The following is a 10,475-nucleotide window of genomic DNA, read 5'->3' on the forward strand; positions in this document are numbered from 1 at the left end:
GACTGCGCCTTTTTCCCGAATCCATTGGTTCCTCCTGAGGAAAGGTCAGAAGGTGTAAACCTTATTCAGGACGGGACAGTCGTTACAAAAAAGCCACCCTTCGCGGTGGCTTTTTTGTGGATGACCGGTTGGCAGACACCGATTCGACACCACCCCGGCGCCCGCCAATATCCCGAACATGCATGAGCTGTGTCTCATATGTTCGAAAACCGCACCCTCGCCTGCCGCCTGCGCACAGAAAACGCGTTTTCACGTGACAATCCGGCGCCATTTGCAAAAATAGCGCGGTTTGACGGTTGCTCCCCGGCGCAAGTCACGAAGGCTTGGGGCATAATGCCGCATCATTACGGGGCCTTTTTTCGCCCGCTGTCCGAGGCTTTCTTCAGTCCCGGTCATTTTTACGTCACGAGGGAATCCATCCCCTCCTCTTTCCCGCTCTTGCTGCAGTAGGGTTTATTGAATGATCAAGTCTTTGCGTCCGCTGTTTTTTGCCACCCTGCTTTTGCCGATTTCTTTCTCTGTCGTCGCTGCACCCATCAACACCGCCCTGCCACCCAAGGTTCAAGAAGCGCTCAAGGCCGGAAAACTGGACAACAACGCGCTGTCGCTGGTGATGCTGCCGCTGACAGGTCCTGGCACGCCCACCGTTTATAACGCCGATGTGTCGGTCAACCCTGCCTCTACCATGAAGCTGGTGACCACCTACGCCGCTCTGGAAATGCTTGGCCCGACCCACCAATGGAAGACCGAATTCTACACCGACGGCACGCTGAGCAATGGCGTCCTGCGCGGCAACCTCTACCTCAAGGGTGGCGGCGATCCGAAGCTGAACATGGAGAAACTCTGGCTGCTGATGCGTGACCTGCGCGCCAATGGTGTACAGCAGGTCACCGGCGATCTGGTGCTGGACCGCAGCCATTTCGTCCAGCCGCAGTTGCCAGTATTCGACGACGATGGCAACGACAAGAACAAGCCATTCCTGGTCCGCCCCGACTCGCTGATGGTCAACCTCAAGGCCCTGCGATTCGTGACCCGCAACGACGGCGGCAAGATTCTGGTTTCGGTAGAACCGCCGATCGCGGCGATTCACATCAACAATCAGGTCAAGGCCCTGTCCTCGAACAAGTGCACGGGGGACGTGCTGTACAATCCGGTGCCCGAAGCCGATGGCGGCATCACGGTCACGGTATCCGGGCAACTGGGTGATGGCTGCAATTCGCAGACCTATCTGTCGCTGCTCGATCACCCAACCTACACCGCAGGGGCCGTTCGCGCCATCTGGCAGGAACTGGGTGGCACCATTCTCGGCAAGGACCGTCTGGACGTAGTGCCCGGCAGCGCCAAACTGCTGGCCAAGGCCTACTCGCCCGACCTGGCGGAAATCATCCGCGACATCAACAAATTCAGTAACAACACCATGGCCCAGCAACTGTTCCTGAGCCTGGGTTCGGAGTTCCGCAACGAAGCCGACGGCGACGATGCCAAGGCCGCGCAGCGGGTAATTCGCCAGTGGCTGGCGAAAAAGGGCATCACTGCCCCGCATCTGGTCATGGAAAACGGTTCGGGGCTTTCTCGGGCCGAACGAGTCAGCGCACGGGAAATGGCGCAACTGCTTCAAGCCGCCTGGAACAGCCCGTATCAGGCTGAATTCATGAGCTCGCTGCCGCTGGCAGGCATGGACGGCACCATGCGCAAGCGTCTGAAACGCACCGCCCTGCGCGGCGAAGCCCATATCAAGACCGGCACCCTGAACACCGTTCGTGCCATTGCAGGCTTCAGCCGCGACAGCAATGGCAATACCTGGGTCGTCGTCGCCATCCTCAACGACGCTCGCCCGTGGGGTGCCTCATCGATTCTCGACGAGGTGCTGGTGAGCATGTTCAATCAGCCGAAACTGGCCAACACGACCCTCTCGCTACAACAGCAATAACGAACGGCTTGCGCGCTGTCGGCAGTGACTGACAGCGCGCAGCACCCTCCCCGCTACCAACTCTCTGCAAGCCCCAACAGCCCCAGGATCTGCTTGCGCAAGTCGAGCAGATACGGGTCGTCGCGGTGCCGCGGGTAACCCCGGTCGATGGTCAGTTCAGCCTTGATTGTCGCCGGGCGATCGCTGAACACGATGACCCGATTAGCCAGCAGCAGCGCCTCCTCCACATCATGGGTCACCAGCAACGCGGTGTAGCCCTGTCGCTGCCAGAGATCGATCAACTCCTGTTGCATGGCGATCCGCGTCAACGAGTCCAGCTTGCCCAGAGGCTCGTCGAGAATCAGCAAGCGCGGTTCGTTGACCAAGGCCCGGGCCAGGGCCACGCGCTGCGCCATGCCACCGGACAACTGCCGGGGGTAGGCGCGGGCGAACTGGCTCAGGCCGACTTTCGCCAACGCCTGATCGACTTTGCCGCGCGTGGTCTTGAGCAGCCCTTGCGCCTCCAGCCCCAGTGCAACGTTGTCCCAGACCCGACGCCAGGGGTAGAGCGTAGGATCCTGAAACACCACGACCCGACTGGGATCAGGTGACGTAATCGCCACGCCGTCCGCCAGCAGCGTTCCGCGATCAGCGGGTTCCAGCCCCGCCACCAGCCGCAGCAAGGTCGACTTGCCGCACCCGGACGGCCCCAGCAACGCGACGAATTCGCCCGCAGCAACATCCAGCGACACCCGCTCCAGCACCGGCAAACGGTGCCCTTCCAGGGAAAAAGCGTGACTCAGATTGTCGATGCGCAGCGCCAACCCCGGGCTTTGCTGCGCGACACTTGCACGCGCCGTGTTCACCATTTCATTGCTCCCTGCTGCCAAGCCAATAGCCGGTCACGAATCAAAAACAATGCTGAGATCAACCCCGAACACGCCAACGCCATGATCAATAGCGCGGCATACATGTTGGCGTAAGCGGCCCAACCCTGCGCCCATTGCAGGTACCAGCCGATCCCGGATTTCACGCCCATCATTTCCGCCACGACCAAGGTCGAAAACGATGCGCCCAACCCCATGAACAGGCCGACGAATACATGGGGCAACGCGGCGGGAATGGCCACTTTGAAGATCAGGAAACGCTGGCTGGCGCCTAACGTGCGGGCAACGTCGTAGTAAGCCTTGTCGACACTGGACACCCCGGACCAGGTCAGCACGGTGACCGGAAACCAGGTGGCCAGGGCGATCAGGAACACGCTCGCGCTCCAACTGCTGGGAAACAGGAAAAAGCACAGCGGCAGCAAGGCCGTGGACGGCACAGGGCCCAGGATGCGCAACACCGGATGCAACCAGTAGCCAATGCTGCGCGACCAGCCGATGGCCACGCCGGCAGTGAAACCTGTGATCGCTCCCACTGCTACACCGCTGCCCAGCAGAATCGCCGAATGCAAAAGGCTGTCGGCGAGCCGTGGCCAGTCCTCCACATAGACATCGAGCAGCGCCTGGGGCGGAGCGAAGAACGGCACCGGCAACCAACCGAGCTTTGCAGTGAACAGCTCCCAGAGACTGAGCAGGATGGGCAAGGCGATCAGCCACGCGCCCAAGGTCTGCGTGCGTCGTGCCAGGCGTTCAGACCAGCGCCCGACAATCACCGCGAGCACGATCAGCGCCGCGATGGTCAGGCACACATTGGCTAGCCCCTGGGTCATCGGCCACTTGCGCACGGCGTTCGGCCACCAGATGATCAGTGCGGCCGACGCGATCCACACCGCTGCTGCCACCAGGCCCTGCAGCCACAGGCGGACTGTCGAGGTGTTCACGGATTCGCCGGTTTCGACCAGCTCAACTGAAGACATCGGCAGTGATCTCCCCGGCAAAGGTATCGGCATCGGTGCTCTGACGAATCACTTCAACCGTCTTGAGATCGCGGACATAGGTAGCAATCTCGGCCGTCAATGCCGCGCCAACGGCATGATGACCATGGGTGTGGTCGTGGAGGATCGCCACCACTTCCTCGGTCGTGGTGTTGAGCGCGTACGCCTGGAAGCCTTTGGCAACCTGCTCGGGATGTTTCACCGAATAGTCGTGGGCCTCGAGAATCGCCTGGGTCAGCGCGGCGACTACGCGTTTTTCATCGCGAGCCAGCTTGCCGGTAACCCCGACCACGCAGCAGCTCAGATTGGCGTACTCCTCGACCAGATTGGTGGACAGTTCGCGGGCCTTGCCGGCGCTGATCAGACGATACATGAACGGGTCGCTACCGCTGACCGCCTGGACCTCGCCGCGCTCCAGGGCGGTGCCCAACAGGTCAGCGGGATACAGGCGCCATTCGACGTCACGCACCGGGTCCACGCCGTGTTTCTTGAGCAGGATCGAGAAGAAGTTGCGATCGGGACTGGCCATGTCAGTCACCCCGATGGCCTTGCCCTTGAGGTCTTCCAGCTTGCTGACGCCACCATTGGCAGCCGTCAGCAGGCGCAGGCATCCGCCGTGAGTGCCTGCGGTCAGTTTGACGTCGAAGCCCTGCTCCAGCGCCTTGAGCCAACGCAGCGCCATGCCGATGCCGGCATCCGCCTTACCGGTGGCAATGGCCTCGAGTAGCACTTCAGTGGAATTGCCGAAGTTGACCAGTTCGACATCCAGATTGTGCTTCTTGAAAAAGCCCTGACCGTGGGCAATCACCACCGGGGCCAGGCACACCGCGTTGAGGTTGATCGCCAGTTTCAGCGCGCGGGGTTGATCCAGCCGGATGAAATCCCCTGTGCCAGCGGGTTCGGCTCCTGCATCGGTGCCATGGCTTGCGTGATCGGCGTGCTCGTCCGCCCCCCAGACGCCGCGCGGCAATGACAACAGCAGAGGCGAAGCCAGCGCAGCGCCCGCCAGACTCAGCACGCGGCGGCGGCTCAGATGATCGAAAACGGCCATGGGTGTTTCCTTAACAGATGAATGAAAACGGGCGTCGTCATCTGGAAAGTTTTAATAACCTTGAGTGAGGTTCCAGCGACTGCTTAAAACTTTATCACCGGATATTTAATTACTTAAATTCATTTTTATTCTATAAGACTATGCAAACAGTCTATGTGTCAGCGCGACATTTCAGCATCACGCGCAACGATCAGTGAATCACGGGCGTGGCTTTCTGACAGGGATGTCATCCCCTTCCTGCGCAGGTAACGCTAAGCTCGCCGGACCAACCCAGAGGATGGCGACCCATGAACATCAGAACAAGCAAACCCTTGCGGCACACCCTGCTGATTGCCAGTCTGCTGGCCTCGGCGCTGACGATGGCCGGCGCGTGCCAGGCCGAAGACGCCAAGCCCACCCGGGTACGCGGCGCGATCACCGCCATCGACGGCGACATACTCAAGGTGCATAGCAATCGCAACGAGGACCTGCAGGTCAGCCTGACCAAGGACACTCAGGTGCGGAGCGTGACCCTGGCGCAAGTGTCAGAGATCAAACCCGGAAGCTACATCGGTTCGGCGGCCGTGCCCCAGGCCGATGGCACGCTCAAGGCGCTCGAAGTTCACGTTTTCCCTCCGCAGATGGCAGGTACAGGGGATGGCCATCGCGCGTTTGACCTGGGCAAGGACAGCACCATGACCAACGGCTCGGTGGGCGATCTGGTGACCAGCGACGGGCGCACCATTACCGTGAATTACAAAGGAGGCCAGAAGAAGATCGTGATCCCGGATGACGTGCCGATCGTCAACCTGGTCCCGGGCGATCGCAGCCTGCTCAAACCGGGAGTGAAAATCGTAGTTCAGGCCCAGCCCGCGGCGGACGGCTCGCTCAGCGCACTGTCGATTTCAGCCGGAGAGAATGGCGTGACACCGCCGATGTAGGTCAAACCTAGGGCCCAAGAGAACATTGTGTAATAGCCCGGCTTACCGGCGTGACGCTCGTACGAACGCCACCGCCGGCAGGCGCTGCTACCGAATCGGCGTCTACAGGATCGGGGGAATGCCAGCAAAAATGGCTGAGGGACCAGCCGTCACAGACACGTCGCCACCATCGCCCCACGCTGGTCGATCACCTTCGCGCCCGGCTTGGCGTAGAAGCTGACCGAGGTGGCGCCTCCCTTGCCGGTCACGTCGGCAAAGTATTCGCCCTCGGTGGTATAGACAGTGAATTCGCCAGGCTTGCCCTGCTCCATGAACACATCGGCGACGTCACCGAACAGCTGCACATTGCCCCAGCTTACCTTGATGCATTCGGCGACCGCGGCGGCCGGCTTCTGGCTCGAATAAACATGCGCAGGCCCTGCCGAGCGAGTTTGATTCAAGTTCATGCAACCCGCCAGCATCGCCAGCGCTACAGCTCCCGCCCAGTGTTTCATGACAGTCCTTTCGGTAAAAAAGGAGCGATCTTACCAGCAAGACTCAGATAAGCCCTACCGCTGAAGCCAGATGCCGAACCTCGATCCGGTATCCAGCGGCGATGACGAAGATCAGTCATCCAGCGCAGCGGGCGGAGCCGCCGCAGCGCCCTTGCCTGCCTTGCCGGGTTTGCCCGGCTTACCGCCTTGCGCTGTGGATTTCGGCTCTTCCGGAGGGGTGTCGGGTTTAGCGGCAGCCGCTTCCTTTTCCGCCATCGGCATCTGGTCGATGGTGCTGAATATCTCCTTGGGATCGATAGCGCCCTTGTGGTCGATCTTCTTCTCGCCATCCTTGCCGACAAGAATCACCTGGGCCTGATCTTTATCCAGCACTGTGAGCTTCAGCTCTCTAATGAGCGCCATGGTCGACTGTGCATCCATGTCCTTGCCATTGCGCTGCCCGGCCAGGGCGACGATGGTGTACAGGGCCACATTGCGCTTGGCGAACTCTTCTTTATTGGGCGAGTCATTGAAGTCCTTCTTCAGCTTCACCAGCGTTGGGTCCACGGAACTGGAGGCAATGATAATCAACGGCCGAGACTTGCCACGCTCCTGAGCCAGTGGGGTATCTGCATCGGCTGCAAGCAGTGGCCCGGCAACAGCCAACAGAGCGGCAAGGGTCAGTGACCGAATAAACATACGCACCTCCTTTCAATTTTCATGCACTGATGATCGCGCATCATGGCAAAAGGTCCAGGCGATGGACTGAAAAATCAGGATTTTTTTTCAGCTCAGGTGCAAGAGAACTCCGGGAACGCCGATGAGAGGCCCGGCATGGCTGCGCATAGGGCGCGAGAGGTGGTAGAGGAATTTCCGACCTGAAGAATGGCAAGCCGCAGCATTTTGAGAAAACAAAAAAGGGCGAGTCTTTCGACTCGCCCTTTTCGTTACCGCCCAGCAGAGCGGATTTGTTTGGTAGGCGCGATTGGACTCGAACCAACGACCCCCACCATGTCAAGGTGGTGCTCTAACCAACTGAGCTACGTGCCTGCTGTGGGTCGGCATTCTACGGATATTCAAATGTGTGTCAACGTCTTTTTTGCACACTAACCCTATGAATATGCGAATTTTTTGCAGCCCACGCGGCGCGAGCCCTGCCACGCCGATTCGAACAATTACCGCTGGTCGCCATGATGGCACTATGTTGGAAAGCGAAGGGCCAAACGTCAGGACAGGACTTAGGACAAGGAGATCACCTGATGAACAAATCATTTGCGGCACTGGCGCTTGGCTGCGCCCTGGCGTGCGGCTCGGTCGGGGCACTGGCTGGAGCCGCCTCTCCGTCTATAGGCCCACCCCCTTCGCAGACAGGCCAGGACCCGAGAACCCAAGGCAGCGACGTGGAAAGGCAAGGCACCGACATGGATAACGGCGACGGCGCGATCGGGATCCGCCGCGGCATGAATACTGGCGCGATGAGCAATGGCACAGGCGGCAGCAACGACGTCGACCTCCCCGGCGGCTCGTCCACGGGGGGCGGATCCACGGGTAGCGGCTCCAAAGGGTCCTCCGGTAGCTCATCGAGCGCTGGTGGAGCCGGGGGTTGATCTGGCTGACCGGTGATTAAGAGGCGCTCGATGAGCGCCTTTTTTGTAGCCGCAAAACACTCAGTGCTCGCGTATCATTCACCCCTGTTACGTAGCGTTGTCTATAAAGGGTGGTGGCTGTCAGTCAGGCCTATCGGTGTGTGGGGAATTTAAAAGTGGGAATGAAGAAATCAGCGCTGGAGCTCAAGCGTGAACTGAACGCGATTGCCGGTAATCTGGAGCGTACCGCTGGCGAGATCAGCCGCTTGGCCGAACGCATCAAGGATGTCGACGTAGTCGCGGTGCTGCATTTGATGAATCAGCAGTACAAGGACGCCGACCGATTGCGCGCCTATGTCGATGAGATCAAGGGCGGTCGAATCACCCGCGCCAAGGCCGACTGAGCCAAGCGCGCCCGACTCAAGCCGACGCGCAGACACAAAAAAGGGCGGCCCTCTCGGGTCGCCCTTTTCGTTACCGCCCAGCAGAGCGGATTTTGTGTGGTAGGCGCGATTGGACTCGAACCAACGACCCCCACCATGTCAAGGTGGGCGGCAGATCCAGTCTAACCCATTGATTTGTATAACAGATTATGCATATTCAGACGCCCGTAAAACTGACCGTTTCAGCCCATAAGAATCAATAGCTTACGAGGGGGTTTTGCAAATCCGTTGGGCGGCGCAATATAGGTTTTGTCACCAGCCCAGCAGGAAGCGCCAGCCATGTCCAAGCCTCTTGAGTACCATTTCGAGCTCTACGAAAACTCTTTCACCAACGACCCCGTGTGGAGCGTGAAGTCTACTTCTCCTTTCCCGGCTGCTTTCATCGGGGATCGGTTCGAGCACAGGACTTTGGCCGACCTTTCATGGGATAAACTGCCCACTGCTGACCAGGAGTTCAGAGTGAAGGATATCGAGCACCTGTATTGGGAGCTGAAAGAAAAGATCGGCCACAAGTTGATTGTGAAACTTGAAATTGTAGAACAGACCCAAGATTTCTGAGACCAAAGGCAGTTGGTTTCACACCCTTGCCAATCCAGCTAATCCGCAAATTTATCAAGTGCGGATTAGCTGGTGTATTGGGAAACGGGGTTTCAGGGGCTTTGCGGGGCCATAACCGCCCCTAAAACCCCTCAAAACCTTCATTTGGTACAAAAAGTGGTACGAGGTACGGACTGAAAAATTACCTTTGGGAGTCTGCCCAGCCACTCACGCTTCACCGTCTTGCGCTTGCACAAGGACCGTCCATACTAGTTCCCGAGATCCAGGCGATGTCTGCACACCAGCCGGACTTGCCAGATGGCTAAAGGACATCATATTCTGTAGCTGCCACGCCATGGAGTAGCAGTTATGACTCAGAGCAAAATGCAGCCTTATTCGCTGGATGATACAAAGGAACTCCAGACCTTCCAGCTGATGCTAGACGCGAGTGTCGACTGTATAAAACTACTAGATAAAGATGGTTATCTCTTGCGAGCTAATCTGGCTGGTAAAAAGGCTCTGGGCTTAATGGACTCGCCCATGAACATAGCATACAAATGGCTAAACTTGTTGCCACCAGATGTCAGACGCGCCGGACAGCGGGCACTAGACAATGCGGCCCAAGGAAGGAAATCTACATTTATAGGGAGAAGCGAGCTTCCTGGGCAGTCGGCAGTTGTCTGGGAAAATATCCTTACCCCTATCATGTCGGAAGACAATTCGACAAGGCTTATTCTATGTCTATCGCGGGACATAACTAGGCAAATTATGGCCGAAGAGAAATTAAAAATTGCCTCATTGACCGACCCCTTGACAGGCCTTCCAAATAGACGCGCTCTCCAAAAAGCCTATGCCAATACTATCAAGCGGAATCTGAAGTTAGGGCGGCAAACCGGGATTTTATTATTCGACATAGATGACTTCAAAAAAATCAACGATACCTATGGCCATAATGCGGGCGACCATATTCTTATAAAAACCACCAAACGCCTGGATGTAAAAGAGTCCAAAAATCAATTGCTAGCGCGCCTCGGCGGTGATGAGTTTGCGTTGATAGCGAGCTTTGACAACAATGAGGATTTCAAAAACATCGCAAATGTTATGCTCGAAAAAATGCGGGCCGGCATAATTTTTCAAGATTCACTTATCAATGTCAGCATTAGCATAGGCGGTGCAATTTTTTCGCCAGAATTGAATACCCTTTCCAAATTAATGAGAGCGAGCGATCAAGCTCTTTACATGGTAAAAGAGAGGGGAAAATCAGGTTTTCAAATATGGGAATCCTTCACGCACCCCGAAACGGCTACAGGCTAAGCACGGAGTACGCTCAACCGTCCCTAGCGCTGCGAATTAGGGCGCAGAGTTTTGTGCTTCGCAAAATTAGGAGCTTTCTACTCCCCATATTTGGCACCCCTTTTAGAAGCGCGGGATTCGGCGGCCTGCTGACAACAAATCCCACCGCAAAATATCCCAGAAAGTATTCCTGCCCCACTTCGCGAATGATGCCAACATGCGATTATGCGCATGTTGACAACCGGGCAAATCAGCAAAGAAGGCTGTTTGACAAATCCCTGAATCAGCGATGACGGCAAACTCCTAAGGATGGTCTGAAGTAGGCAGCTATTTCTCAGTTGCTGAGCCATAGCGGTTTCAAAAAACGGCAGCGTTCAAAATCGA

11 protein-coding genes and 1 tRNA gene are annotated in these 10,475 nt (G+C 57.6%); 6 read left to right on the plus strand and 6 right to left on the minus strand.

Annotation, left to right across the window (positions count from 1 at the left end):
• A partial coding sequence (locus CE491_RS30555) for a hypothetical protein (RefSeq protein WP_234407459.1) occupies positions 1–186 on the plus strand: 186 nt, incomplete at its 5' end.
• Between the two features lie 274 nt (positions 187–460).
• The gene (gene dacB, locus CE491_RS00675) at positions 461–1,930 is read left to right on the plus strand and encodes a D-alanyl-D-alanine carboxypeptidase/D-alanyl-D-alanine endopeptidase (RefSeq protein WP_110946461.1); all 1,470 of its coding nucleotides are present in this window, start codon (positions 461–463) and stop codon (positions 1,928–1,930) included.
• A gap of 53 nt (positions 1,931–1,983) precedes the next feature.
• On the opposite strand, the gene CE491_RS00680 is transcribed toward dacB, so the two are convergent.
• From CE491_RS00680 to CE491_RS00690, 3 genes are read right to left on the minus strand one after another with little or no spacing between them, the layout of a single operon-like run.
• Positions 1,984–2,778 (minus strand): ABC transporter ATP-binding protein, encoded by a 795-nt coding sequence (locus CE491_RS00680; RefSeq protein WP_110946462.1) that lies wholly within the window; start codon positions 2,776–2,778, stop codon positions 1,984–1,986.
• Complete coding sequence (locus CE491_RS00685) at positions 2,772–3,770, minus strand: ABC transporter permease (RefSeq protein WP_110946463.1); 999 nt, start codon at positions 3,768–3,770, stop codon at positions 2,772–2,774. Before CE491_RS00685 ends, CE491_RS00680 begins: the two co-directional genes overlap by 7 nt.
• A complete protein-coding gene (locus CE491_RS00690; RefSeq protein WP_110946464.1) occupies positions 3,757–4,839 on the minus strand; it encodes an ABC transporter substrate-binding protein in 1,083 nt (360 codons plus the stop codon). Before CE491_RS00690 ends, CE491_RS00685 begins: the two co-directional genes overlap by 14 nt.
• Before the next feature lie 287 nt (positions 4,840–5,126).
• Here CE491_RS00690 and CE491_RS00695 point away from each other — a divergent pair, with 287 nt between their 5' ends.
• Positions 5,127–5,759, plus strand: a complete 633-nt coding sequence (locus CE491_RS00695; protein ID WP_199884921.1) for a DUF5666 domain-containing protein — start codon at positions 5,127–5,129, stop codon at positions 5,757–5,759.
• A 149-nt stretch (positions 5,760–5,908) separates the two neighbouring features.
• Here the strand turns inward: CE491_RS00695 and CE491_RS00700 are convergent, their stop codons facing one another.
• The 3 genes from CE491_RS00700 to CE491_RS00710 all read right to left on the minus strand — a co-directional run bounded on the left by CE491_RS00700 (position 5,909) and on the right by CE491_RS00710 (position 7,282).
• Positions 5,909–6,205 carry a 2-oxoacid ferredoxin oxidoreductase gene (locus CE491_RS00700; protein WP_234407460.1) on the minus strand — a complete coding sequence of 99 codons (297 nt, stop codon included), beginning with the start codon at positions 6,203–6,205 and terminating at the stop codon, positions 5,909–5,911.
• Between the two features lie 159 nt (positions 6,206–6,364).
• Positions 6,365–6,931, minus strand: coding sequence for a DUF4174 domain-containing protein (locus tag CE491_RS00705; RefSeq protein ID WP_110946466.1), 567 nt, complete (start codon positions 6,929–6,931; stop codon positions 6,365–6,367).
• A gap of 274 nt (positions 6,932–7,205) precedes the next feature.
• Positions 7,206–7,282 (minus strand) — tRNA-Val (locus CE491_RS00710).
• Positions 7,283–8,000: 718 nt separating this feature from the next.
• Here CE491_RS00710 and CE491_RS00720 point away from each other — a divergent pair.
• The 3 genes from CE491_RS00720 to CE491_RS00730 all read left to right on the plus strand — a co-directional run bounded on the left by CE491_RS00720 (position 8,001) and on the right by CE491_RS00730 (position 10,112).
• Positions 8,001–8,222 carry a hypothetical protein gene (locus CE491_RS00720; protein WP_234407461.1) on the plus strand — a complete coding sequence of 74 codons (222 nt, stop codon included), beginning with the start codon at positions 8,001–8,003 and terminating at the stop codon, positions 8,220–8,222.
• Between the two features lie 318 nt (positions 8,223–8,540).
• Positions 8,541–8,819, plus strand: coding sequence for a hypothetical protein (locus tag CE491_RS00725; protein WP_110946469.1), 279 nt, complete (start codon positions 8,541–8,543; stop codon positions 8,817–8,819).
• Between the two features lie 348 nt (positions 8,820–9,167).
• On the plus strand, positions 9,168–10,112 hold the full coding sequence (locus CE491_RS00730) for a GGDEF domain-containing protein (RefSeq protein ID WP_110946470.1): 945 nt from the start codon (positions 9,168–9,170) through the stop codon (positions 10,110–10,112).
• The last annotated feature ends 363 nt before the right edge of the window (positions 10,113–10,475 follow it).

It is taken from the genome of Pseudomonas bohemica (genome assembly GCF_002934685.1).
GTDB lineage: Bacteria > Pseudomonadota > Gammaproteobacteria > Pseudomonadales > Pseudomonadaceae > Aquipseudomonas > Aquipseudomonas bohemica.

Bases quoted from the DNA above. Each gene is read 5' to 3' on its own strand.
- dacB (WP_110946461.1), top strand. From the start codon at position 461: ATGATCAAGTCTTTGCGTCCGCTGTTTTTTGCCACCCTGCTTTTGCCG.
- CE491_RS00680 (WP_110946462.1), bottom strand. From the start codon at position 2,778: ATGGTGAACACGGCGCGTGCAAGTGTCGCGCAGCAAAGCCCGGGGTTG.
- CE491_RS00685 (WP_110946463.1), bottom strand. From the start codon at position 3,770: ATGTCTTCAGTTGAGCTGGTCGAAACCGGCGAATCCGTGAACACCTCG.
- CE491_RS00690 (WP_110946464.1), bottom strand. From the start codon at position 4,839: ATGGCCGTTTTCGATCATCTGAGCCGCCGCCGCGTGCTGAGTCTGGCG.
- CE491_RS00695 (WP_199884921.1), top strand. From the start codon at position 5,127: ATGAACATCAGAACAAGCAAACCCTTGCGGCACACCCTGCTGATTGCC.
- CE491_RS00700 (WP_234407460.1), bottom strand. From the start codon at position 6,205: ATGAACTTGAATCAAACTCGCTCGGCAGGGCCTGCGCATGTTTATTCG.
- CE491_RS00705 (WP_110946466.1), bottom strand. From the start codon at position 6,931: ATGTTTATTCGGTCACTGACCCTTGCCGCTCTGTTGGCTGTTGCCGGG.
- CE491_RS00720 (WP_234407461.1), top strand. From the start codon at position 8,001: ATGAAGAAATCAGCGCTGGAGCTCAAGCGTGAACTGAACGCGATTGCC.
- CE491_RS00725 (WP_110946469.1), top strand. From the start codon at position 8,541: ATGTCCAAGCCTCTTGAGTACCATTTCGAGCTCTACGAAAACTCTTTC.
- CE491_RS00730 (WP_110946470.1), top strand. From the start codon at position 9,168: ATGACTCAGAGCAAAATGCAGCCTTATTCGCTGGATGATACAAAGGAA.